The following is a 23,217-nucleotide window of genomic DNA, read 5'->3' as shown; positions in this document are numbered from 1 at the left end:
TGCCCTCAGCTCTGCCCGGTGCGCGCCAGATAGCGCTTGCGCCAGAACAGCAACGTGAGCGCCACGGCGATGAGCGCCATGGTGCCGAGCGCCCACCAGAAGCCCTGTTTGACGTGGAGAAACGGTATGAACTCGAAGTTCATGCCGAAGATGCCCGCAATCAGGTTCAACGGCAGGAAAACGGCAGTGAGCGCCGTGAGCGTGCGCATGATGTCGTTGGTTCGGTTGCTCTGCAGCGAGAAGTGCATTTGCACGGCAGTCTCGGCGCTTTGCTCGAGGCGGCGAACGTGGTGCACCACGCGCTCGATATGTTCCAGCACGTCGCGGCTGCGGACCTTGAGCAGCTCGATCTCGCGCATGGCGGCAGCGGTCTCCGGCAAGGGCCAGCCCTCCACCGCGTCAATCCAGTCCTGCACGGCGGTGCGCTGGTCCTCGCAGATTTCATCGAGCTGGTGCAGCGCCAGACGCGATTCGAGGAGCGCGGTCCAGTTGATGCCTCGGGCTTTGGGGCGCAGCAGTTCGACCTGCCAGTGATCGAGCTGGCGCGATAGATCGCGGCGCAGGTCGAGATACCCATCGACGATGAGATTCACCACGCGCAACATGACGTCGGCGGGGCTGGTCGGCATGCGCGGTGCCGTTATCGGGCCGGCGCGCAGGTCGCGTTGTTTGGTCTCCTGCGGCAGGTTGCTGATGGGGGCATCGACCACGGGCGAAGCCGTTGCAGCATTGGTGACTCCATTCGTCTTGAGCGCCAGCAGCCGCGTCGCATAGGCATCGCGCACCGTGCAATCGTCGGGATGCACAGAGAACAACAGTTGATCGAAGACCACGAAACCCACTGCGCTGGTGCGGATGCGGCGCAAGGCGGGCGCGGCGCTCGGTGCTTCGCCCTGTTGGTCCTGCGGATCACTGGCGGCACTGGTGATCAATTGCTTGCCGTTCATCGCCAATCGCCGGAACACCAGCATGTCGTACTGCGAGGTGTAGTCGTAGTGCGAAGGCAATTGCGCGTTGAGCAGGTCGGAGACATGAAGATCCACGATCTGCTGGCCGGTGACCGCTTGCAGAGTGGTCTGGACACGCTGCAGATGCTCGCTCAGAAAAGTACGCGTGCAGGCGATCCAGAAGAAACCGGCTTCTGGCGCTGCGGTCGGCAACTCGAAAAGTTCATGTGCCGGCACACCAGGGCGGACATGGAAAACGCGGAAGGCTGCGGGATTCTGTTCAGACAACGGGGGCTCCGGCAAAAAATGCGCAACCCCCATTGTGGCCCGGGAAGGCGCGAAACGTCTCAGGCGGCCTTCATCAATTTCGCTGCATCGATGGCGAAGTAAGTCAGGACGCCATCCGCACCGGCGCGCTTGAACGCGAGCAGCGCTTCCATCATCACCTTGTCGTGGTCCAGCCAGCCGTTGGCGGCCGCAGCCTTGATCATGGCGTATTCGCCGCTGACTTGATAGGCGAAGGTGGGCACGTGGAACTCGTCCTTCACGCGGCGCACGATGTCCAGATACGGCATGCCGGGCTTGACCATCACCATGTCGGCGCCTTCGGCCAGATCCAGCGCCACTTCGCGCAGTGCCTCGTCGGAGTTGCCGGGGTCCATCTGATAGACGTTCTTGTCGGCCTTGCCAAGCGCGCCGCGCGTGTTCACCGCGTCGCGGAACGGGCCGTAGAAGGCGCTGGCGAACTTGGCGCTGTAAGCCATGATGCGCGTATGGATGTGACCGTGCGACTCGAGCGCCTCGCGGATCGCGCCGATGCGGCCGTCCATCATGTCACTGGGCGCGACGATGTCTACGCCCGCCTCGGCATGGGCGAGCGCTTGGCCGACGAGGATTTCGACGGTGTCGTCGTTGATGATGTAGCCGGTCTCGTCGAGCAGGCCATCTTGACCATGGCTGGTGTAAGGGTCGAGCGCGACGTCGGTGAGTACGCCCAGATCGGGGAATTCCTGTTTCAGTTTGCGCACCACGCGTGGAATCAGGCCATCGGGGTTCAGCGCTTCCTTGCCGTCGGGCGTCTTGAGTTCAGGCTCGATGGAGGGGAACAGTGACAGCACTGGAATCCCCAGCTTCACACACTCCTCGGCCACGGGCAACAGCAGGTCCAAGCTGAGACGATCCACGCCAGGCATGGATGGCACTGCCACACGCTTGTTTGCGCCCTCGTGCACGAACACGGGATAGATCAGGTCGTGCGGCGTGAGCGTGTTCTCGCGCACCAGATTGCGGGTGAAGGCGTCGCGACGCAGACGGCGCGGACGGTTGATCGGGAAGGGAGTCGGGTTGGAGAGATGCATGCCGAAATTGTGCTCCACATTGAGTAAAGGTAGTACGCACGATGTTTTGACCTGCGGAAAGCCCCACACCCAACGAATCGAAAGACAAAAAAAGGCGTCCCCAATTGCTTGGGGACGCCTAAGGGAGTCACTACCTCGCTCAATCAATAGGGCCGTAGTGCTGTGCAACCGTTATCAGCGCATTCACGGAGTGACGCGCCAAGGATCGGGGATGCTTACTTCTTCCCGTCCAGACGATCCTGCATGCGCTTGGCGCGCGCTTCCGATGGCGGATGCGAGCTCATGATGGAACTTGCACCGCTGCTGCCGCCGCTCAATTTGGCGAGTTTCTGGAAGGAGGTCACGAGACCCTGACGATTCATCTTCTTTTCGGTCAGCAGGTCGAACGAGTAGTCGTCGGCTGCCGATTCCTGGGATTGCGAGAACTGGGCATTGATGACCTTTTCTGCCAAGTCACCGGCCTGCGAACGCGATAGCGCTGCCACGGCGCCCCCCGAGCTGGCTGCAATCGTGCGCGCTGCTGATGCCGCATACGCGGTCTGCATGCGCGCCTTGCTGTGGCCGAGGCCCACGTGGCCGATTTCATGGCCGATCACGCCGCGCAGTTCATCATCGTTCATCAGGTCCATCAGTCCGCTGTAGACGCGGATGCAGCCGTTGGCCATCGCCCAGGCGTTCACGTCGTCGGTCATGTAGACCTTGTAGACTGCTTTCTTGCCATTGATCGTGCCGGGCATGGCGGAAACCACCTTGTTCAGGCGCTGCGTGTATTTGCTGCCAGCGGGCGCAATCTTGCTTTTTGCGTCCATGGCTTCGCACGACTCGTTGGAGAGCGTGACGATGTCGGCATCAGACAGGCTCAATGCCTTCATGGCTGACGATCCGCCCTCCACCATGCCACCGAGACTGCCTGAGTTCATGGTGTCGCACCCTGTCAGGGCCAAGCCGCTTACAAGCGCAAGTGCTGTCATCAAACGTTTTTTCATGTGCTATCTCCTCGCTGGTATGAATCGATGTAATCTATCATAGCTGTTGTCTATGTAATGGTGGTTTCTAGTTGTTATTTCGTCTGCGGCAGAGGTTACGGGTTCGTTGCGTGGAGCGCATTCCTCTGCCTTGGTAGCGCCGCGTTGTGGGGTGAACGACTTTTCGCACCTGAAAGTGCGCAAATGCAAACGCGCGCTGGCTTACACTGGGACGATGCTCTGGGTCAAAGCCTTTCACATCGTCTTTATCGCCAGTTGGTTTGCGGGCCTGTTTTATCTGCCCCGTATCTTTGTAAATCTCGCCATGGTCACACCGGGTTCGCTGGCCGAGCGCGAGCGTCTGCTTCTCATGGCGCGCAAGCTGCTGCGTTTCACCACCATGATTGCCGTTCCGGCGCTGGGTCTCGGGTTGTGGCTCTGGCTTGGTTACGGCATCGGGCGGGGGCAGGGCTGGATGCATGCCAAGCTGTTCATCGTGCTGCTGGTGATCGGCTATCACCACGCCTGCGCCGTGCTGCTGCGCAAGATTGCGAGCGGTCAGTCAACACGCTCGCATGTATGGTTCCGCTGGTTCAACGAGGTGCCCGTGTTTCTGCTGCTCGGTGCCGTGTTGCTGGTGGTGCTCAAACCCTTCTGACGCCGCTGCCGGGGCACCCACGGACATGCACAAGACCTCCGCCTGGCCTCTTGCGCTGATCTATGCGGCGCTGATCGTTTTTGCGAGTCTGTTCCCGTTCGACGGCTGGCGCACGCAGGGCATGGACCCGCGGGTCTTTCTGTTCGCAAGGATTCCGCCCCCGTACTGGACTTGGTTCGACGTCAACACCAATATCGCGGGCTACGCTCCGCTGGGTTTTCTGCTGGCACTCGCGCTGTTGCGTACTGGCTGGACGCGCTCGGCCGTGCCGGTGGCGTTTCTTGCCGGCACGCTGCTGTCGCTCGCCATGGAGTTCACTCAGATCTATCTGCCGCGCCGCGTGCCGTCCAACATGGATCTGGTACTCAACGCGGCGGGCACGCTGCTCGGCGCGTTGGTGGCAGCGTTGCTCGAAAAATTGGGTGCGATCTCGCGTTGGAGCCGTTTTCGCGAGCGCTGGTTCGTGCCGCAGGCGCGCGGCGCACTGGTGCTGCTCGCGATGTGGCCGTTCGCTTTGCTGTTTCCGGCGTCGGTACCGTTCGGGCTCGGGCAGATGTGGGAGCGGCTCGAGATGGCGCTCACAGAATGGTTCTCTGACACACCCTTCATCGAATGGCTTCCCGTCACCGACGACGTGCTTGAGCCGCTCTCACCTGGCCGCGAACTGCTGGCGGTGCTGCTCGGCATCCTGATTCCCTGCCTGTTGGGCTACTGCATCATCCGTGGAGCGGGGCGGCGCGCGATCTTCACGCTGGTGACGGCGGTGGTGGGTGTCGGCGTCACCGCGCTCACCTTCCTGCTCAGCTATGGTCCGAGCCATGCTTGGGAATGGCAGAGTGTGCCCACGCGCATCGGCATGGGCCTCGGGATTGCTGTGGCAATGCTGCTCGTCATCGTGCCGCGCCGGGTCTGCGCCGCACTGTTGCTGCTGGCGCTGATGCTGCATCTGAACCTGCTCAATCAGGCGCCTGCAAGCGCCTATTTCGCGCAGATGCTGCAGGCCTGGGAGCAGGGGCGCTTCATCCGTTTTTACGGCGTGGCGCAATGGCTGGGCTGGATCTGGCCTTATGCTGCACTGGTGTATGTGGTGATGAGAGTTTCGCGGCGCAGTGATGAGGCCTAGAATTCCCGCATGACCGATAGCACCCAGACACCGGACGCGAAGACTGGCTACTACCAGCGCCACATTTTCTTTTGCCTCAACGACCGTCAGAACGGCGAAGAGAGCTGTGCGCACCACGGTGCGCAGGATGCCTTTGATCGTTGCAAGTCCGCCGTTAAGGCCGCGGGACTTGCGGGCCCCGGCAAGGTGCGGGTAAACAAGGCGGGCTGCCTGGACCGCTGCGCCGGTGGACCGATCGCGGTCGTCTACCCAGAAGAGACCTGGTACACCTACGTTGACGAGAGCGACATCGACGAGATTGTCGAATCGCATCTCAAGAACGGCAAGGTGGTCGAGCGTCTGCTGACCCCGCCCGATGTGGGCCGCTGATCGCGCTGCTCTTCGCGCGATCCTGTTTTCTTTTTCATGCCGATCGCTTGGCATGTCTCATCTCAATGGTAGCTTGACGTGAACGCTCAAACCGAACGCCTGACATTGACCGGCCCCGTGGGCTCCATCGAAGCCCTGCGCGACCAGGCCGTCGTGGCTGCTGGCGCCGCGCCGCGCGGTATCGCTATCGTTGCCCATCCGCATCCACTGTTCGGCGGCACCATGGACAACAAGGTTGTGCAGACCCTGGCGCGTGCCTTCGTGCAAAGCGGCTGGACAACGGTGCGCTTCAACTTTCGCGGCGTCGGTGCGACCGAAGGTGTGCATGACAACGGCACGGGCGAGCTTGACGATCTGCTGGCCGTGATCGAGCAGGTCGCGCCCGAGGGGCCAATTGCGCTGTCCGGCTTCTCTTTCGGCTCTTTCGTCACCAGCCATGCGGTCGAAAAGCTGGCCGCCTCGCGCCAGATCGAACAGATCGTGTTGGTCGGCACTGCCGCAAGCCGATTCAAGGTTGCGTCCATTCCGCAGGAACTTCACGAGCGCACACTGATCGTTCATGGCGAGGCGGATGATACGGTGCCGCTGTCCTCGGTCATGGACTGGGCGCGGTCTCAGATACTCCCGGTTACCGTCGTCCCAGGGGGTGGTCATTTCTTTCACGGACAATTACCGCTGCTCAAGGGGCTGGTGCTGAGGCATCTGCGTTCCGCTTCTGCGCTGTGAGTACGGCAGCCTGCGTCATCGCGGACCCGACTCACTCCATTTCGTTTTTGTTTTGTTTCCGATTGCCTGATCCCATGAAGTCTGTTCTGTCCACGATGCGAAACCTCGCATGCGCCGCCCTGCTGGCCCCCACGCTGGTGTTGGCCCAGGTCCCTCAACCTCCGGAAATTGCCGCGCGCAACTATCTGCTGGTGGACGTGACCGCAGGCCAGGTGCTCGCGGCCAAGGACGTCGATGCGCAGATCGAGCCCGCATCGCTCACCAAGCTGATGACGGCCTATGTGGTATTCGACGCGCTGCGCGCCAAGAAGGTCAGCCTCGAGCAGACCTTGCCGGTGAGCGTCAAGGCCTGGAAGATGCCTGGCTCGCGCATGTTCATCGACCCCAAGATGCAGGTGAAGGTCAACGACCTGGTCAGCGGCATGATCATTCAGTCGGGCAATGACGCCTCGATGGCGCTTGCCGAGGGCGTGGGCGGGAGCGAGGAGAACTTCGTGCGCCTCATGAACGAGCAGGCCAAGGCGCTCGGCATGACCAACACCAAGTACATGAACCCCGAAGGCCTGACCGCTGCCGGTCACCTCACCACCGCGCGCGATCTGGCGACGCTCGCTCAGCGGCTGATGAAGGACTTCCCGGAGTACATGCACTATTACTCGACCAAGAACTACCGCTACCCCGGCACCCCCGAGTCCAACAGCTACAACCGCAATTCGCTGCTGTTTCGCGACCCGACCGTGGACGGTCTGAAGACCGGTCACACCGCCGCCGCCGGTTATTGCCTCGTGGCCACATCCAAGCGCGACTTTCCGAATGTCGGCCAACGTCGCCTGCTCTCCATCGTGCTCGGCACCAACAGCGAATCGGCGCGTGCCAACGAATCGCAAAAGCTGCTGAACTGGGGCTACACCGCGTTCGACTCGGTCAAGCTGTTCGATGCGGGTGCGCCTGCCGCCACGCCGGATGTCTGGAAAGGCACGCTCAACAAGATCAAGATCGGCCGTCCCGAAGCTATCGTGATCACCGTGCCGTCGGGCAGCGCTGGCAAGGTCACCACGCAGATCGAACGTCAGGATCCTCTGATTGCCCCGTTCACCAAGGGGCAGAAGATCGGCACTCTCAAGGTCATGCTGGGTGACCAGCAGGTCGGCGCCGTGCCTCTGGAGGCGCTGGAAGATGTGCCACAGGCCGGCATTTTCGGCCGTGCCTGGGATGCGATCCGTTTGTGGATCAAATGATTCAGATGATCGCTTGCTTCTGATTGGAGAGCACGAAATCGCACAGACAAAATCTGTGCAGGCCCATGCCCACCGCGAAACCGGTGGGCATGGGTGCTTTTGAGGGGCTTCAACAGGGCGGGGAATCGGTTGAATTGCAACAGCGATTGCTCGAAAACCCGCAAGCTGATACATTAGAAGGCTTTTCGGAAATTCCGAAGGGATTCACGTTTTCGCTTTCAGTCCTTTGACGAGGGGAACTGGGCGGATAAACCTTTTGCTTTCACGAAGCAAATTCACGTTTAGGGACATTTTTAATGCCAACCATTAACCAACTCGTGCGTCAGGGCCGCACGGTCGAAGTTGTTAAATCCAAGAGCCCTGCTATGGAAAACTGCCCACAGCGCCGTGGCGTGTGCACCCGTGTGTACACCACGACGCCTAAGAAGCCTAACTCCGCTCTGCGTAAGGTTGCCAAGGTTCGCCTGACCAATGGTTTCGAGGTCATCTCGTACATTGGCGGTGAAGGCCACAACCTGCAAGAGCACAGCGTCGTGCTGGTGCGCGGCGGCCGTGTGAAGGATTTGCCAGGTGTGCGTTACCACATCGTGCGCGGCTCGCTTGACCTGCAAGGCGTCAAGGACCGTAAGCAATCCCGTTCGAAGTACGGTGCCAAGAAGCCTAAGGCCAAGTAAGCCCTGGTTTTCTGAACAAATTAGAAGGTGCTGTATCCCGCGTGGCGCGAGATAGAGCGTAGTGACCCGAAGCGCAAGTGTTTTGTGTGGGTCGAGTAAGTGGGAGTCCAGTTTTGGCTCTCGCGGTGCCGGAAACGGTGCCAACTGAAGCAAAGATAGAGGTGAAAAAATGCCACGTCGTCGCGAAGTCCCCAAACGTGAAATTCTGCCGGATCCAAAGTTCGGCAATGTAGAGCTGTCCAAATTCATGAACGTGATCATGGAAGGCGGCAAGAAGGCGGTTGCCGAGCGCATCATTTACGGTGCTCTCGACCTGATCTCCAAGAAGGCTCCTGAGAAGGATCCACTGGAAGTGTTCGTCACGGCCATCAACAATGTGAAGCCTATGGTCGAAGTGAAGTCGCGTCGCGTTGGCGGTGCGAACTACCAGGTCCCAGTGGAAGTGCGTCCTGTGCGTCGTCTGGCGCTGTCGATGCGCTGGATCAAGGAAGCCGCTCGCAAGCGCGGTGAGAAGTCCATGGCTCAGCGTCTGGCCAATGAGCTGGTCGAGGCGACTGAAGGTCGTGGCGGCGCGATGAAGCGTCGTGACGAAGTGCACCGCATGGCCGAAGCCAACAAGGCTTTCAGCCACTTCCGCTTCTAATTTATTGATCGGAAGTCATCAGGGGTTCATTTCCCGATGCAATAAAGGCCGCCGTGCGTGCTTCGCGCGCTGCGGCCTTGTGTTGATTAAGGCCCCTTGAAGACTGAATCACCGCTCGCATATGCGAGCGCTGGCTCAACGAAAAAAGCGATCTAACCCAAGGATTCATCATGGCTCGCAAAACCCCCATCGAGCGTTACCGCAATATCGGTATCTCTGCGCACATCGACGCAGGCAAGACAACGACGACCGAACGTATCCTGTTCTATACAGGCGTGACCCACAAGCTGGGTGAAGTGCACGACGGCGCTGCCACCACCGACTGGATGGAGCAAGAGCAAGAGCGCGGTATCACGATCACTTCCGCTGCAGTGACCTGCTTCTGGAAGGGTATGGATCTGTCGTACCCGGAGCACCGCTTCAACATCATCGACACCCCCGGCCACGTTGACTTCACGATTGAAGTCGAGCGCTCGATGCGCGTGCTGGACGGCGCTTGCATGGTGTACTGCGCTGTGGGCGGTGTGCAGCCACAGTCCGAAACCGTGTGGCGTCAAGCCAACAAGTACAAGGTGCCTCGCCTGGCCTTCGTGAACAAGATGGACCGTACCGGTGCCAACTTCTTCAAGGTCTACGACCAGATGAAGCTGCGCCTGAAGGCCAACCCTGTGCCAGTGGTGATCCCGATCGGCGCTGAAGAAAACTTCAAGGGCGTTGTCGACCTGCTCAAGATGAAGGCCATCATCTGGGACGAAGCGTCGCAAGGCATGAAGTTCGACTACGCTGACATCCCGGCAGAACTGCAGGCTGATGCCCAGAAGTGGCGTGAGAACATGGTGGAAGCTGCGGCTGAAGCCAGCGAAGAGCTGATGAACAAGTACTTGGAAGAGGGTGACCTCTCCGAAGAAGAAATCAAGCTCGGCTTGCGCACTCGTACCATCAACGTCGAAATTCAGCCGATGCTGTGCGGTACCGCGTTCAAGAACAAGGGCGTGCAACGTATGTTGGATGCCGTGATCGACTATCTGCCATCGCCGGTGGACATCGACGATGTGACGGGTACCGATCCTGACGACGAAGAAAAGAAGCTGTCGCGCAAGGCGGATGACGGTGAGAAGTTCTCGGCTCTGGCGTTCAAGCTGATGACCGACCCGTTCGTTGGTCAGCTGACTTTCGTGCGTGTGTATTCGGGCGTTCTGACCAAGGGCGACACCGTGTACAACGCGGTGAAGGGCAAGAAGGAGCGTATCGGCCGTATCGTTCAGATGATGGCCAACGAGCGTATCGAAGTCGACGAAATTCGTGCTGGCGACATCGCTGCTTGCGTGGGTCTGAAGGATGTGACGACCGGCGAAACGCTGAGCGACGTTGATCAGCCTATCGTTCTTGAGCGTATGGTGTTCCCTGAGCCTGTGATTGCACAGGCCGTGGAGCCAAAGACCAAGGCCGACCAGGAAAAGATGGGTATTGCTCTGTCGCGTCTGGCTGCAGAAGATCCATCGTTCCGCGTGCGTACCGATGAAGAATCCGGTCAGACCATCATCGCCGGTATGGGCGAGCTGCACCTGGAAATCATCGTTGACCGCATGAAGCGCGAATTCAACGTGGAAGCCAACGTGGGCAAGCCACAGGTGGCTTACCGCGAAACAATCCGCAAGACAGTTACCGACGTGGACGGCAAGTTCGTTCGTCAGTCCGGCGGTAAGGGTCAATACGGTCACGTGGTTCTGACGCTTGAGCCGCAAGAAGCTGGCAAGGGCTTCGAGTTCGTCGACGAAATCAAGGGCGGTGTGGTTCCACGCGAATACATCCCTGCGGTGGAGAAGGGCGTGATCGAAGCGCTGACTTCCGGCGTGCTGGCTGGCTACCCAGTGGTTGACGTCAAGGTTCGCCTGACTTTTGGTTCGTACCACGATGTGGACTCGAACGAAATGGCGTTCAAGATGGCTGCCATCTTCGGTTTCAAGGAAGGCGCTCGCAAGGCTTCTCCGGTCATCCTCGAGCCAATGATGGCCGTGGAAGTGGAAACGCCTGAAGACTACGCCGGTACCGTGATGGGTGACTTGTCGTCACGCCGCGGTATGGTGCAGGGCATGGAAGACATGGTTGGTGGCGGCAAGGCCATCAAGGCAGAAGTGCCGCTGTCGGAAATGTTCGGCTACGCAACGTCGCTGCGTTCGCAAACGCAAGGCCGCGCTACTTACACGATGGAATTCAAGCACTACGCTGAAGCTCCACGCAACGTGGCTGAAGCCATCGTTGCAGCCCGCGCCAAGTAATTGAGCGCAATCTGGGTGTCCGGTCGATGACCGGACACCCAGAGCAGAATTCGCAAAATTTTTTGCAATCTGCGATCCGGTGCCGTCCTGTTGCTGCGTGCGGGGCGATCAAGCAATCGGGTGCAGACGTTAAACCTGAACACGCACATTGCTCTTTTTGGAGAAACAAATGGGAAAAGAAAAGTTTGAACGGACCAAGCCGCACGTCAACGTCGGTACCATCGGTCACGTTGACCACGGCAAGACCACGCTGACGGCTGCTATCGCTACCGTTCTGTCGAAGAAGTTTGGCGGCGAAGCCAAGGCTTACGACCAGATCGATGCTGCGCCCGAAGAAAAGGCTCGCGGTATCACGATCAACACCGCTCACGTCGAGTACGAAACGGCCAACCGCCACTACGCTCACGTTGACTGCCCAGGTCACGCTGACTATGTGAAGAACATGATCACGGGTGCTGCCCAGATGGACGGCGCGATCCTGGTTTGCTCCGCTGCTGACGGCCCAATGCCCCAGACCCGCGAGCACATCCTGCTGGCCCGTCAGGTTGGCGTTCCTTACATCATCGTGTTCCTGAACAAGTGCGACATGGTGGATGACGAAGAGCTGCTCGAGCTGGTCGAAATGGAAGTTCGCGAACTCCTCGACAAGTACGACTTCCCGGGCGACGACACCCCGATCATTCGTGGTTCGGCCAAGCTGGCTCTGGAAGGCGACCAATCCGACAAGGGCGAGCCTGCCATCATGAAGCTGGCTGAAGCTCTGGACACCTACATCCCAACGCCTGAGCGCGCTGTGGACGGTGCTTTCCTGATGCCAGTGGAAGACGTGTTCTCGATCTCCGGTCGTGGTACCGTGGTGACAGGCCGTATCGAGCGCGGTATCGTCAAGGTCGGCGAAGAAATCGAAATCGTCGGTATCAAGGACACACAGAAGACTACGGTCACTGGCGTGGAAATGTTCCGCAAGCTGCTGGACCAAGGTCAAGCTGGCGACAACGTGGGTCTGCTGCTGCGCGGCACGAAGCGCGAAGACGTCGAGCGCGGCCAAGTGCTGTGCAAGCCCGGTTCGATCAAGCCGCACACCGAGTTCACTGCTGAGGTGTACGTTCTGTCCAAGGACGAAGGCGGCCGTCACACTCCGTTCTTCAACAACTATCGTCCTCAGTTCTACTTCCGTACAACGGACGTGACCGGTTCGATCGTTCTGCCTGCTGACAAGGAAATGGTCATGCCTGGCGACAACGTGTCCATCACCGTGAAGCTGATCGCTCCGATCGCCATGGAAGAAGGTCTGCGTTTCGCTATCCGCGAAGGTGGCCGTACCGTCGGCGCCGGCGTGGTTGCCACGATCATTGCGTAATTCTTAGAAAACTAGGAATTACAAAATGTCAAAGCAAAAAATCCGTATCCGCCTGAAGGCATTCGACTACAAGCTGATCGACCAGTCTGCAGCCGAAATCGTTGATACCGCCAAGCGCACCGGTGCGATCGTCAAGGGCCCAGTGCCGCTGCCGACACGCATGAAGCGTTTCGACATCCTGCGTTCGCCCCACGTCAACAAGACGAGCCGCGACCAGCTGGAAATCCGTACGCACCAGCGTCTGATGGACATCGTTGACCCCACCGACAAGACGGTTGACGCTCTGATGAAGCTCGACCTGCCAGCCGGCGTCGACGTGGAAATCAAGCTGCAATAAGCGTTCTGGTTGTTGCGCAAAGGGTACGGGGCTGGTAGGGCTTCGTACCATAATAACGCGGGCTTGCTTGAAAGGGCAGTCCGCGTTATACTTTTGAGCTTCGCATTTTTGCGTCCTGAATGAGGCATCGGGTTAACCCTTGCGGCATTGGGAATGGGTAGAAAGTGCGGAGTTTTATTAACCTTCTTTCGCGCACTTTGGGTGCAGGGCACGTAGTGCAAACGTTCTGGCCAATTGAAGTCGGAGCGGCGGAAGTACTGGAGAAAACCAATGAGTCTGAGCAACTCCCTCGGGTTGCTGGGCCGCAAGGTGGGCATGATGCGTCTGTTCACTGATGACGGGGATGCGATTCCTGTCACAGTGGTGGATGTTTCTAACAACCGCGTGACCCAGGTGAAAACCCAAGAGAACGATGGCTACGTGTCGCTGCAAGTGACATTCGGTTCGCGCAAAGCTTCGCGTGTGACCAAGCCTCAAGCCGGTCACCTCGCCAAGGCGGGTGTGGAAGCCGGTGAAGTGATCCGTGAATTCCGCGTGACCGCTGAAACTGCTGGCAAGTACGCCGCAGGTGCAACTCTGCCCGTGGCAGAGCTGTTCGCGGTGGGCCAGAAGGTCGACGTGCAAGGCACTTCGATCGGTAAGGGCTACGCCGGTACGATCAAGCGTCACAACATGAGCTCGCAACGCGCGTCGCACGGTAACAGCCGTTCGCACAACGTTCCAGGCTCGATCGGTATGGCGCAGGATCCAGGTCGCGTGTTTCCTGGCAAGCGCATGACTGGTCACATGGGCGACGAAACTGTCACCACTCAAAATCTCGACGTGGTTCGCATCGACGAAGCACGTCAACTGCTCATGATCAAGGGCGCTGTTCCGGGCTCCAAGGGTGGCTTCGTGACAGTGCGTCCCGCCATCAAGGCAGCCGCTTCCAAAGGAGCGAACTAATGCAGCTCGAACTCCTGAATGAACAAGGCCAGGCCGCATCGAAGATCGATGTGCCCGAGACCGTTTTCGACCGTCAGTACAACGAAGACCTGGTTCACCAGATCGTTGTTGCCTTCCGCGCCAACGGCCGTCAAGGCACTCGCGCCCAGAAGGACCGCGAGCAGGTCAAGCATTCGACCAAGAAGCCTTTCAAGCAAAAGGGTACTGGCAACGCACGTGCCGGTATGACTTCCTCGCCACTGTGGCGTGGGGGTGGTCGCGTGTTCCCGAATCTGCCTGAAGAAAACTTCACGCAGAAGATCAACAAGAAGATGTACCGCGCTGGTATGGCTTCGATCCTGTCCCAACTGGCCCGCGACGGTCGTCTGGCCGTGGTTGAATCCCTCAAGCTCGACTCGCCCAAGACCAAGGTCCTGGCCGACAAGTTCAAGGCCATGAATCTGCAATCCGTGATGGTGATTGCTGACGAAGTGGACGAGAACCTGTACCTCGCTTCCCGCAATCTGAAGAACGTGTTCGTGACCGAGCCACGTTATGCAGATCCGGTGTCGCTGGTGCACTACAAGAAGGTGCTCGTCACCAAGGGTGCCCTCGACAAGCTCAAGGAGATGTTCGCATGAGCCGCACTAATCCGACTACAGCACAGCGCACCTTCGAAGAAGGCCGTCTGATGCAAGTGTTGGTCGCTCCCATCGTGTCCGAAAAGGCCACCATGGTTGCTGAGAAGTCCAACGCTGTGACATTCAAGGTGCTGCAGAACGCTACCAAGCCAGAAATCAAGGCCGCTGTGGAATTGATGTTCAAGGTTGAGGTGCAGGGCGTTTCTGTGGTGAACACGAAGGGCAAGACCAAGCGCTTTGGCAAGACCGTGGGCCGTCGCGACAACGTTCGCAAGGCATACGTGCTGCTGAAGGAAGGTCAAGAGCTGAACCTGTCCGGGGAGGCTGCGTAAACCATGGCCGTTATCAAGCTGAAACCAACCACACCGGGCCAACGTGGCGCGGTGAAGGTCACACGTGATCACCTGCACAAGGGTGCTCCGTTCGCAGCCCTGCTGGAGCCACAATTCCAGAAGGCTGGCCGTAACAACAACGGTCACATCACTACCCGTCACAAGGGCGGTGGTCACAAGCACCACTATCGCGTGGTGGACTTCAAGCGCAACAAGGACGGTATCCCCGCCAAGGTTGAGCGCGTTGAATACGATCCAAACCGTACTGCGCACATTGCACTGCTGTGCTACGCAGACGGCGAGCGTCGCTACATCATCGCCCCGCGCAATGTGGAAGTCGGTGCAACGCTGATCTCCGGTTCGGAAGCTCCGATCCGCGTCGGCAACACCCTGCCCATCCGCAACATTCCGGTGGGTTCGACCATTCACTGCATCGAGCTCAAGCCCGGCGCTGGTGCCCAGATCGCACGTTCCGCAGGTGCTTCGGCAACTCTGCTGGCCCGTGAAGGCACATACGCTCAAGTGCGTATGCGCTCTGGCGAAGTGCGCAAGATTCATATCGAGTGCCGCGCCACAATCGGTGAAGTCGCCAACGAAGAACACAGCCTGCGCCAATTGGGCAAGGCCGGTGTGAAGCGTTGGATGGGTATCCGTCCGACCGTCCGCGGTACTGCAATGAACCCAATCGATCACCCACACGGTGGTGGTGAAGGTCGTACCGGTGAAGGCCGTCACGCAGTTGACCCATGGGGTAACCTGACGAAGGGCTACCGTACCCGTAACAACAAGCGCACACAGACCATGATCGTGTCGCGTCGTAAGAAGTAAGGGGTAGCAAATGACACGTTCTCTCAAAAAGGGCCCATTTGTTGACCATCACTTGCTGGCAAAGGTCGAAAAGGCCATCGCCACCAAGGATAAGAAGCCAGTCAAGACTTGGTCGCGTCGTTCCATGGTTCTGCCCGATTTCATCGGTCTGACCATTGCTGTGCACAACGGCAAGCAACACGTGCCGGTCTATGTTACCGACCAGATGGTGGGCCACAAGCTGGGCGAATTCGCCCTGACGCGCACCTTCAAGGGTCACCCCGCGGACAAAAAAGTCCAGAAGAAATAAGGAACGACCATGTCTGAAACACGTGCAGTCCTCCGGGGCGTCCGTCTGTCGGTTGACAAGGGTCGCCTGGTAGCGGATCTCATCCGTGGCAAGAAGGTTGACCAAGCTCTGAACACCTTGCAATTCACACAGAAAAAAGCTGCTGTGATCATCAAGAAGGTTCTCGAGTCGGCAATCGCTAACGCTGAGCACAATGACGGTGCTGATATTGACGAACTCCGCGTCAAGACCATCTACGTCGAGCAAGGCACCACACTCAAGCGTTTCACCGCTCGCGCCAAGGGCCGCGGCAATCGCATCAGCAAGCCCACGTGCCATGTGTACGTGACTGTGGGTAACTAAGGCCTAAGGGAAGAAAATGGGACAGAAAATCAACCCAACCGGCTTCCGCCTTGCAGTTAGCCGCAACTGGGCAAGCCGTTGGTACGCAAGCAACCGCGATTTCGCGGGCATGCTGGCCGAAGACATCAAGGTGCGCGAGTACCTGAAGGCCAAGCTGAAGAACGCAGCCGTTTCGCGCGTTCTGATCGAGCGTCCTGCCAAGAACGCACGCATCACGATTTACTCGGCTCGTCCGGGCGTCGTGATCGGCAAGAAGGGCGAAGACATCGAAGCGCTCAAGAAGGAGCTCGCCGCTCGCTTGGGCGTGCCAGTGGCAGTGAACATCGAAGAAGTGCGCAAGCCTGAAATCGATGCCAAGCTGATCGCTGACTCGATCACCCAGCAGCTCGAAAAGCGCATCATGTTCCGTCGTGCCATGAAGCGCGCCATGCAAAACGCCATGCGTCTGGGTGCTCAAGGTATCAAGATCATGTCGGCTGGCCGTCTGAACGGTATCGAAATCGCACGTACCGAGTGGTACCGCGAAGGCCGTGTGCCACTGCACACCCTGCGCGCCGACATCGACTACGGCACCTCCGAAGCCAAGACCACCTACGGTGTGATCGGCGTGAAGGTCTGGGTCTACAAGGGCGACACATTGGGTCGCAACGATCTGCCAGCCGTCGAGACACCACGTCCTGACGACGAGCGTCGCCCACGTGGCCCACGCCGCGATGGTCGTGACGGTCGCGGTGATGGTCGTCCAGGTGCAGGCCGTGGTCCTCGCCGTACTGGCGGTACCAACACAGCTCCTGCTGATGGTAGCGACAAGCCCGCTGGTGCCGGTGGCACCGACGCAACCGCCGTTAAGCGCGTTCGCAAGACTGACGCGCCCGCTACAGCAGCGGACGGCAAAGGAGAATAAAGATGCTGCAACCTGCACGCCGCAAGTTCCGTAAGGAACAAAAAGGCCGCAATACCGGTATCGCCACACGCGGCAACTCCGTTGCTTTTGGCGATTTCGGTCTGAAGTCCACTGATCGCGGCCGTCTGACGGCCCGTCAGATCGAAGCCGCTCGTCGCGCGATTTCGCGTCACGTCAAGCGCGGTGGTCGTATCTGGATCCGTGTGTTCCCCGATAAGCCAATCTCGACAAAGCCAGCCGAAGTCCGTATGGGTAACGGTAAGGGCAATCCAGAGTACTACGTCGCTGAAATTCAGCCCGGCAAGGTGCTCTACGAGATCGTTGGTGTGCCCGAAGAACTGGCTCGCGAAGCGTTCCGCCTGGCTGCTGCAAAGCTGCCACTGCGCACGACCTTCGTTGCTCGTCAAATTGGCGCTTGATCAGGAGATATTGAAATGACTAAATCTGCTGAACTCCGCCAAAAAGACGTAGCCGGCCTCGAAGCCGAAGTGAAGTCCCTGCAAAAGGCTCACTTTGGTCTGCGCATGCAAAAGGCTACGCAACAACTGGGTAACACAGCGACGTTGAAGGCCACCCGCCGCGACATCGCCCGTGCCAAGACCATTCTTGCTGAAAAGCAAGCCGCCAAGTAATCAGGAGCCGACATGACGGAAGCTAAAACATCCCTCAAGCGCACCTTGATTGGCAAGGTGGTGAGCGACAAGCGCGCTAAGACTGTGACGGTGCTCGTAGAGCGTCGCGTGAAGCACCCGATCTATGACAAGATCATGATTCGTTCGAGCAAGTACCACGCGCACGACGAAAACGGTGAATACAAGACGGGTGACACCATCGAAATCACGGAAAGCCGCCCGCTGTCCAAGACCAAGAACTGGGTTGCTACCCGCTTGGTGCAAAAGGCTGCTCTGGTGTAAGCCTTAAAGGCTCCACCGGCTGCAAGGCCTGAAGAAACGACCCACAATGTGGGTCGTTTTTCTTTTTGGGCGTCCGGAAGATGATCGTGCGCCCAATCGTTCACATCTCAACAAGGAGCAAAGCATGATCAAAGTAGGTGACATCCTTCCCGCAGCAACGCTGATGGAATACTCGGAAGTCGAAGGCGGCGGTTGCAGCATCGGCCCGAACGCTGTGGACGTACAGAAGGCGGCAGCTGGCAAAACGATTGCCATTTTTGCTGTTCCAGGCGCATTCACGCCCACTTGCTCCGCCAAGCACGTGCCCGGCTACGTCGAGCAGGCTGCTGCACTCAATGCCGCCGGTGTGGACGAAATCTGGTGCCTCTCGGTGAACGACGCGTTCGTCATGGGCGCTTGGGCGCGTGATCAGAAGACGGACGGCAAGGTACGCATGCTGGCCGACGGCGACGCCGCTTTTGCCAAGGCTACCGGCCTGACACTCGATCTGAACGGCAAGGGTCTGGGTCTGCGCAGCAATCGCTATTCCATGCTGGTCAAGGACGGCAAGGTGGTAACCCTAAACGTCGAAGGTCCCGGCAAGTTCGAAGTGAGCGATGCCGACACCATGCTCAAGCAAGCCAAGGCTTGATTGATTCGTTGAACTCCTTGCTGGAGTTCGTTCAGAAGGGCTCGCAGTTTGTTCTGCGGGTCTTTTTCTTTTCTGGGCGTGTTGTTTGCGAGGCTTGTGGCTTCGGTGTATGGCCTGCAGGGCTTTCTCGGCATTGTGTTGGGCAGACTCGATCTGCGACGTCACCGCTGAGGCCCGCTATATTCGAGCCACTAATTTGGAGATGATGATGAGTGAAAAGTCTTTGAAGGTGGCGGTGGTCATCGCTGGCGGCAGTGGCATGGGGGCCGCTGCGGCGCGCAAGCTGCGTGCGGATGGGTTCGAGGTGGCGATTCTCTCATCGTCCGGGCGTGGTGAGGCGCTGGCTACGGAGCTGGGCGGGATCGGCGTGACGGGCTCGAATCAAAACGTGGCGGACATTCAGAAGCTCGCCGATGCGGTGATGGCGCGCTGGGGCCGCATCGATGTGCTGGTGAACGGCGCCGGGCATGGCCCCAAGGGGCCGTTGCTGGAAATATCGGATGCCGACTGGATCAAGGGCCTTGAGGTTTATTTCCTCAACGTCGTGCGTGCTGTGCGCATCGTCGCGCCGATCATGCAGAAGCAGGGTGGGGGTGCCATCGTGAACATCTCCACGGCATGGACGTTCGAGCCTTCGGAGATGTTTCCCACGTCGGCTATGGCGCGCTCCGGGTTGGCGGCCTTCACGAAGATCTTCTGCGACCAGTTCGCCAAGGATGGGGTGCGCATGAACAACGTGCTGCCGGGCTGGATCGACAGCCTGCCTGCGAAGGAAGAGCGACGCGCCGCCGTGCCGATGCAACGCTACGGCAAAGCCGAAGAGGTCGCAGCGACGATTGCGTTCCTGGCCTCGGATGCAGCGAGCTACATCACCGGGCAGAACCTGCGCGTGGATGGTGGCCTGATGCACGGCGTGTGAATTCCGCATTGTTCGAATCACCGAGGTTACCGTGCTGCAAGTGATGGTCAGTGCCTGCCTGATGGGCCTACCCGTGCGCTACGATGGCGGCAGCAAGCGCTGCGTTCATCCGGTGCCGGAGCGCTGGCAGTCCGAGGGGCGGCTGCGCCTGCTGTGTCCGGAGATGGAGGGCGGGCTGCCGACGCCGAGAGCGCCTGCGGAGATCGATGTGGGCGCGTCGGGCGCCGATGTGCTCATGCACCGCTCACACGTGGTTGATCACGACGGCAGGGATGTGTCCGTGGCCTTCGTGCTGGGCGCGGAGAGGGCCGTGCATGTGGCGCGGGAGTTCGACATTCGCGTGGCGGTGCTCAAGGAGGGTAGTCCGTCGTGCGGCAGTTCATGGATTGCCGATGGCAGCTTCTCGGGTGTCCGCGTGGAGCGCGACGGGGTGACCGCTGCGGCGCTGAGGGCCGTTGGCGTGCAGGTGTTCAGCGAGAACCAGTGGGACGAGGCGGCGGCGTGCCTGGCCGCCATCGAGCGCGCAACTCAGTCGAGATCGACCTTGAGGTAATGGGAGCCCGCCACGGGGTTGTGATAGTACGGTGGGATTTCTTCGAAGCCGAGATCGGCGTAGAGCGCACGTGCGGATTCCATGCCGTCGAGCGTGTCGAGCAGCACGCAGGCGTAGTCGGAAAGGCGTGCGGCATCCAGAATGCCCTCGACCAGAGTACGGCCCAGGCCAAAACCGCGAAATGCCTTGCGCACATAGAGGCGTTTCATTTCGGCGGCGTTGGTGTAGTCGGCCGCGTCCAGTGGCCGCAGGGCGCAGCAGCCCGCGAGGCTTCCATCCACATAGGCCAGCAGGATCTGGCCGCGCGGTGCGGCGTATTCACCGGGCAGGGTGGTCAGTTCCTCTTCGAAATCCTGAAATGACAGATCGACGTCCAGCGTTCCGGCATATTCGCGGAAGATATCACGCACCACTTCCATCTCGCGGGGTTGCGTGGGCGTGGTCAGGGAGATGGAGTGTGAGTGGTCGTCCACGGGCAATCAAGGGCGCGGCTGCAGACGCTGAGGCTTCCGCGCGCAAAACAATGATGAACCCAGTGTAGTCGCTGCTTGCGGCATGTCGATTTCAGATTGACCCTAATGTGGACACCCACCAGGCAAATCCACCGGCCGCCCCCAGCAGAACCAGTGCGGCGATGCGGGTGGCCGCGCTGTCGCTTGAGGCGCGGGTGGCGGCGGGCAATTGCTTGTCGCCGGTGATCATGGGAGCGAGCAGCTTCTTGCCGCGCACTGCATAGACCACAATTGCGAGTACATGCAATCCGACCAGAACGTAGATGAGGTACTGCCCGATCTTGGCATGCCACCACGTCGCGGTGCTGACCAGTTCGCCAGAGACAAATCGGGTGAGCGGGCCGGAGACGGAAATTTCGTCATCGCTCATGAGCCCGGTCATGACCTGAAGGACTAGCGCGAGCAGCAGTGTGAACACCGACAGCGCGCCTATCGGCGAATGACCAGTCGAATGGTCTTCCTTGCCAGCGAGATGCCTTGCAAACTGGCTCGGCGTGAACAGAAAGCTCTTGAAGCGCGACCAGTACCCCCCCACGAGACCCCACATCACGCGAAACACCAGCAGCGCGAGCACGCAGTATCCCAGTCGGAAATGCCAGTCCATGGCGTTCAGCTTGGCGGTCACCACAAGAGACACCATGCAGATGGCAAGTGCCCAGTGAAACAGACGTGTGGGAAGGTCCCAGATGCGGACAGAGGTGTTGGGCATACCGTGGATTTCGTGGGCGTTGTTTGAAATAAAGCGCAACCCGCGTGCACTTCCAATAGGAAGCGGACACAATGGCCGATGATAGTGGGCAAAGGGCGGATGTGTCATGCATTCGGCCGCCTTGTCGGCTATTTTGAATGTGTCCGTGTTCCCCACTCAACCAAGAAAGAACGAAAGGTCGCCACGATGAAATACAAAGCGCTAGCCACGATTCTTGCCACCTCGGCCTGCACCCTGTTTGCGCTGCCAGCATCGGCGCAGTTCGCCAAGGCGGAAGACGCCATCAAATATCGCCAGGGCGCGCTGTTCGTCATGGGACAGCATTTCGGTCGTCTGGGTGCAATGGCGCAGGGCAAGATCCCGTTTGACGCCAAGGCCGCGCAGGAAAACGCCGATGTGGTGGCCGCGATGGCCAAGCTGCCGTGGGCTGCCTTTGGTCCGGGGACCGAAAAGGGTGCCCCCACCAAGGCCAAGGACGACATCTGGCTGGAGCCCGAGAAGTTCAAGGAGCATGCCGACAAGCTGGTGGCGGAGTCCGCCAAGCTGGCCGTCGCTACCAAGACCGGCACTCTCGAAGGCATGAAGGCCGCGTTCGGCGCGACCGCCAACAGCTGCAAATCCTGCCACGACGCCTACCGCAACAAGTAAGCTTCAATCCTCACAAGGCAAAGAGGCCGACTCCAGCGCTGGAGTCGGCCTCTTGTGCTTTGGGCAATCGCGTGCCGATCAGGCTTCCGAGAGCAGCTTTTCGATCAGCTTGTGCAGCTCTGCGAAATCGGGCGCACCGACGAAGGATTTCACGATCTTGCCTTGCTTGTCCACAATGAAGGTGGAGGGCGTGAGCTTCACGTCGCCCCAGGCCTTGGCGTTGGCGCCGGTGTTGTCGATGGCGATCTGAAATGGCAGCTTGCGCGATTCGGCGTAGTTCACCACATAGGCTGGTGGATCGTACTGCATGGCAACGGCCAGCGTGTCGAAGCCCTTGTCCTTGTATTTCTGGTAGGTGCTGATGATCTCGGGCATCTCCGCGACACACGTGGTGCAGCTTGTGGCCCAGAAGTTCACCAGCGTCACGCGGCCCTTCATCTGGTCGGTGGTCTTGGTGGAGCCGTCCAGCAGCACAAAGGTCGATTGCGGCGCGGGCGATGTGCCGGTGCCGAGGAAAACCCAGGCGCCTGCGCCTGCAAATGCCACCACCACGGCGGCGGCCAGCCACTTTTTGAAATTCATTTCATCGTTCCTGAGAGGACGCGCCGCTCGTCGTTCCATCGAAGACCGCCTGCCGGGCATCGGCTCCCATTGTGCCGCAACCCGATAAACGAGGGCTTGGGAAGATAGAGCTGCCCTGGCGCCAAAAGTTCTATCGTGTCGTGCAAGGGATGGCCCTGAAGTCTTCTGGCGCAGGCTGACTCCATAATCGTCACATGCAAGCATTTGGCACCCTTCCGCAGACATCCGTGCGACGCGCTTTGTGTGCTCTGGCTTTGGTAGCGTGTGCGGCGCTGTCGCTTGCCGCCTGCAGTCCCGCGCTCAACTGGCGCAATGTGCCGGTCGAGAGCGCGCATCTGACCGTCTCGCTGCCCTGTAAGCCCGACCATGGCTCGAAGACCGTGGAGCTGGGGCATGACAATGTCGAGCTCTCCATGATCGGCTGCGAGGCCAAAGGGGCGCTGTTCGCGATGTCGTGGATGGAGCTGAGCGATCCATCGCGCATCAGCAGCGTACTCTCGCTCTGGCACGATGCCGTGCGAGCGCAGCTGCAATTGCCCAAACAATCATCTGGAACGCCGCCAGAGGAGCGCGCCTTCTCGCGCAAGGGCGGGTTGAATGTGCCGCAGTCTGTTCGCATGCAGAGCGTGGGGCGCAGGCCCGACGGCAGCAGCGTGCAGGTGGATGCGGTCTGGGTGGCGCGGCTCAACGGCGGCAAGGTGCAACTCGTGCATGCGGTGGTCTACGCTGACAAGCGGGACGACGCTATGGCTGACGGTTTTCTGGAGTCGATCACGTTGCAATAGGCTGTTTACAGCGCGCACGCGCACCCC

General features: G+C 59.5%; 32 protein-coding genes. 26 read left to right on the top strand and 6 right to left on the bottom strand.

What is annotated here, in order from left to right:
• Positions 1-5: 5 nt before the first annotated feature.
• The 3 genes from G7047_RS21510 to G7047_RS21500 all read right to left on the bottom strand — a co-directional run bounded on the left by G7047_RS21510 (position 6) and on the right by G7047_RS21500 (position 3,291).
• On the bottom strand, positions 6-1,268 hold the full coding sequence (locus G7047_RS21510; protein WP_166309932.1) for a magnesium transporter CorA family protein: 1,263 nt from the start codon (positions 1,266-1,268) through the stop codon (positions 6-8).
• Positions 1,269-1,294: 26 nt separating this feature from the next.
• Positions 1,295-2,305 (bottom strand): porphobilinogen synthase, encoded by a 1,011-nt coding sequence (gene hemB / locus G7047_RS21505; protein ID WP_166309930.1) that lies wholly within the window; start codon positions 2,303-2,305, stop codon positions 1,295-1,297.
• A gap of 215 nt (positions 2,306-2,520) precedes the next feature.
• Positions 2,521-3,291: a M48 family metalloprotease gene (locus G7047_RS21500; RefSeq protein ID WP_166309928.1), complete on the bottom strand. Its 771-nt coding sequence runs from the start codon at positions 3,289-3,291 to the stop codon at positions 2,521-2,523.
• Between the two features lie 214 nt (positions 3,292-3,505).
• Between G7047_RS21500 and G7047_RS21495 the strand changes: the two genes are divergently transcribed.
• The 24 genes from G7047_RS21495 (at position 3,506) to G7047_RS21380 (ending at position 19,954) form a co-directional block, all read left to right on the top strand.
• Positions 3,506-3,928, top strand: coding sequence for a CopD family protein (locus G7047_RS21495; RefSeq protein WP_166309926.1), 423 nt, complete (start codon positions 3,506-3,508; stop codon positions 3,926-3,928).
• 25 nt (positions 3,929-3,953) lie between these two features.
• Positions 3,954-5,051: a VanZ family protein gene (locus G7047_RS21490; protein ID WP_166309924.1), complete on the top strand. Its 1,098-nt coding sequence runs from the start codon at positions 3,954-3,956 to the stop codon at positions 5,049-5,051.
• Positions 5,052-5,060: 9 nt separating this feature from the next.
• Positions 5,061-5,420: a ferredoxin gene (locus G7047_RS21485; RefSeq protein WP_166309922.1), complete on the top strand. Its 360-nt coding sequence runs from the start codon at positions 5,061-5,063 to the stop codon at positions 5,418-5,420.
• Positions 5,421-5,498: 78 nt separating this feature from the next.
• A complete protein-coding gene (locus G7047_RS21480) occupies positions 5,499-6,146 on the top strand; it encodes an alpha/beta hydrolase (protein ID WP_166309920.1) in 648 nt (215 codons plus the stop codon).
• 74 nt (positions 6,147-6,220) lie between these two features.
• Positions 6,221-7,384, top strand: a complete 1,164-nt coding sequence (locus tag G7047_RS21475; RefSeq protein ID WP_166309918.1) for a D-alanyl-D-alanine carboxypeptidase family protein — start codon at positions 6,221-6,223, stop codon at positions 7,382-7,384.
• Positions 7,385-7,449: 65 nt separating this feature from the next.
• On the top strand, positions 7,450-7,614 hold the full coding sequence (locus G7047_RS21470) for a hypothetical protein (RefSeq protein ID WP_166309916.1): 165 nt from the start codon (positions 7,450-7,452) through the stop codon (positions 7,612-7,614).
• A 66-nt stretch (positions 7,615-7,680) separates the two neighbouring features.
• On the top strand, positions 7,681-8,058 hold the full coding sequence (gene rpsL, locus G7047_RS21465; RefSeq protein WP_012202325.1) for a 30S ribosomal protein S12: 378 nt from the start codon (positions 7,681-7,683) through the stop codon (positions 8,056-8,058).
• A gap of 169 nt (positions 8,059-8,227) precedes the next feature.
• Positions 8,228-8,701, top strand: a complete 474-nt coding sequence (gene rpsG, locus G7047_RS21460) for a 30S ribosomal protein S7 (protein WP_166309913.1) — start codon at positions 8,228-8,230, stop codon at positions 8,699-8,701.
• A 170-nt stretch (positions 8,702-8,871) separates the two neighbouring features.
• Positions 8,872-10,980, top strand: coding sequence for an elongation factor G (gene fusA / locus G7047_RS21455; protein ID WP_166309911.1), 2,109 nt, complete (start codon positions 8,872-8,874; stop codon positions 10,978-10,980).
• A 169-nt stretch (positions 10,981-11,149) separates the two neighbouring features.
• The gene (gene tuf / locus G7047_RS21450; protein WP_166309909.1) at positions 11,150-12,340 is read left to right on the top strand and encodes an elongation factor Tu; all 1,191 of its coding nucleotides are present in this window, start codon (positions 11,150-11,152) and stop codon (positions 12,338-12,340) included.
• A 25-nt stretch (positions 12,341-12,365) separates the two neighbouring features.
• Positions 12,366-12,677 (top strand): 30S ribosomal protein S10, encoded by a 312-nt coding sequence (rpsJ, locus tag G7047_RS21445; protein WP_005796953.1) that lies wholly within the window; start codon positions 12,366-12,368, stop codon positions 12,675-12,677.
• Positions 12,678-12,947: 270 nt separating this feature from the next.
• Positions 12,948-13,622, top strand: a complete 675-nt coding sequence (gene rplC, locus G7047_RS21440) for a 50S ribosomal protein L3 (RefSeq protein WP_166309907.1) — start codon at positions 12,948-12,950, stop codon at positions 13,620-13,622.
• Positions 13,622-14,242, top strand: a complete 621-nt coding sequence (rplD, locus tag G7047_RS21435) for a 50S ribosomal protein L4 (RefSeq protein ID WP_166309905.1) — start codon at positions 13,622-13,624, stop codon at positions 14,240-14,242. The genes rplC and rplD overlap by 1 nt, the downstream gene beginning before the upstream one ends.
• Positions 14,239-14,574: a 50S ribosomal protein L23 gene (rplW, locus tag G7047_RS21430; RefSeq protein ID WP_166309903.1), complete on the top strand. Its 336-nt coding sequence runs from the start codon at positions 14,239-14,241 to the stop codon at positions 14,572-14,574. Before rplD ends, rplW begins: the two co-directional genes overlap by 4 nt.
• Before the next feature lie 3 nt (positions 14,575-14,577).
• Positions 14,578-15,402, top strand: coding sequence for a 50S ribosomal protein L2 (gene rplB / locus G7047_RS21425; RefSeq protein WP_166309901.1), 825 nt, complete (start codon positions 14,578-14,580; stop codon positions 15,400-15,402).
• 10 nt (positions 15,403-15,412) lie between these two features.
• Positions 15,413-15,691 (top strand): 30S ribosomal protein S19, encoded by a 279-nt coding sequence (gene rpsS, locus G7047_RS21420; RefSeq protein WP_047349368.1) that lies wholly within the window; start codon positions 15,413-15,415, stop codon positions 15,689-15,691.
• A gap of 9 nt (positions 15,692-15,700) precedes the next feature.
• The gene (gene rplV / locus G7047_RS21415; RefSeq protein WP_123295387.1) at positions 15,701-16,033 is read left to right on the top strand and encodes a 50S ribosomal protein L22; all 333 of its coding nucleotides are present in this window, start codon (positions 15,701-15,703) and stop codon (positions 16,031-16,033) included.
• A 16-nt stretch (positions 16,034-16,049) separates the two neighbouring features.
• Complete coding sequence (gene rpsC, locus G7047_RS21410) at positions 16,050-16,937, top strand: 30S ribosomal protein S3 (RefSeq protein ID WP_166309899.1); 888 nt, start codon at positions 16,050-16,052, stop codon at positions 16,935-16,937.
• 2 nt (positions 16,938-16,939) lie between these two features.
• Complete coding sequence (rplP, locus tag G7047_RS21405; protein ID WP_166309897.1) at positions 16,940-17,356, top strand: 50S ribosomal protein L16; 417 nt, start codon at positions 16,940-16,942, stop codon at positions 17,354-17,356.
• A 15-nt stretch (positions 17,357-17,371) separates the two neighbouring features.
• The gene (gene rpmC / locus G7047_RS21400; protein ID WP_166309895.1) at positions 17,372-17,569 is read left to right on the top strand and encodes a 50S ribosomal protein L29; all 198 of its coding nucleotides are present in this window, start codon (positions 17,372-17,374) and stop codon (positions 17,567-17,569) included.
• A gap of 12 nt (positions 17,570-17,581) precedes the next feature.
• Positions 17,582-17,851 (top strand): 30S ribosomal protein S17, encoded by a 270-nt coding sequence (gene rpsQ / locus G7047_RS21395; RefSeq protein WP_166309892.1) that lies wholly within the window; start codon positions 17,582-17,584, stop codon positions 17,849-17,851.
• A 124-nt stretch (positions 17,852-17,975) separates the two neighbouring features.
• On the top strand, positions 17,976-18,482 hold the full coding sequence (locus G7047_RS21390) for a peroxiredoxin (protein WP_166309890.1): 507 nt from the start codon (positions 17,976-17,978) through the stop codon (positions 18,480-18,482).
• A gap of 208 nt (positions 18,483-18,690) precedes the next feature.
• The gene (locus G7047_RS21385; protein ID WP_166309888.1) at positions 18,691-19,401 is read left to right on the top strand and encodes an SDR family oxidoreductase; all 711 of its coding nucleotides are present in this window, start codon (positions 18,691-18,693) and stop codon (positions 19,399-19,401) included.
• Between the two features lie 43 nt (positions 19,402-19,444).
• A complete protein-coding gene (locus G7047_RS21380) occupies positions 19,445-19,954 on the top strand; it encodes a DUF523 domain-containing protein (RefSeq protein ID WP_371813897.1) in 510 nt (169 codons plus the stop codon).
• Here G7047_RS21380 and G7047_RS21375 read toward each other — a convergent pair.
• Both G7047_RS21375 and G7047_RS21370 read right to left on the bottom strand, forming a co-directional pair.
• Positions 19,930-20,373, bottom strand: a complete 444-nt coding sequence (locus G7047_RS21375) for a GNAT family N-acetyltransferase (RefSeq protein WP_166312198.1) — start codon at positions 20,371-20,373, stop codon at positions 19,930-19,932. The genes G7047_RS21380 and G7047_RS21375 overlap by 25 nt on opposite strands.
• A 145-nt stretch (positions 20,374-20,518) precedes the next feature.
• Positions 20,519-21,175, bottom strand: coding sequence for a cytochrome b/b6 domain-containing protein (locus tag G7047_RS21370; protein ID WP_166309884.1), 657 nt, complete (start codon positions 21,173-21,175; stop codon positions 20,519-20,521).
• Between the two features lie 186 nt (positions 21,176-21,361).
• Here G7047_RS21370 and G7047_RS21365 point away from each other — a divergent pair, with 186 nt between their 5' ends.
• Positions 21,362-21,823 (top strand): cytochrome c, encoded by a 462-nt coding sequence (locus G7047_RS21365; protein WP_166309882.1) that lies wholly within the window; start codon positions 21,362-21,364, stop codon positions 21,821-21,823.
• 78 nt (positions 21,824-21,901) lie between these two features.
• Here G7047_RS21365 and G7047_RS21360 read toward each other — a convergent pair whose 3' ends face one another.
• Positions 21,902-22,405, bottom strand: a complete 504-nt coding sequence (locus tag G7047_RS21360) for a TlpA disulfide reductase family protein (RefSeq protein WP_166309880.1) — start codon at positions 22,403-22,405, stop codon at positions 21,902-21,904.
• 227 nt (positions 22,406-22,632) lie between these two features.
• On the opposite strand from G7047_RS21360, the gene G7047_RS21355 reads away from it, so the two are divergent.
• Complete coding sequence (locus tag G7047_RS21355) at positions 22,633-23,190, top strand: hypothetical protein (protein ID WP_240939211.1); 558 nt, start codon at positions 22,633-22,635, stop codon at positions 23,188-23,190.
• The last annotated feature ends 27 nt before the right edge of the window (positions 23,191-23,217 follow it).

Source organism: Diaphorobacter sp. HDW4A (assembly GCF_011305995.1).
Lineage (GTDB): Bacteria > Pseudomonadota > Gammaproteobacteria > Burkholderiales > Burkholderiaceae_C > Diaphorobacter_A.
Note: the sequence above shows the minus strand (reverse complement) of the source record. Positions and strands in the feature narration are given on the sequence as shown.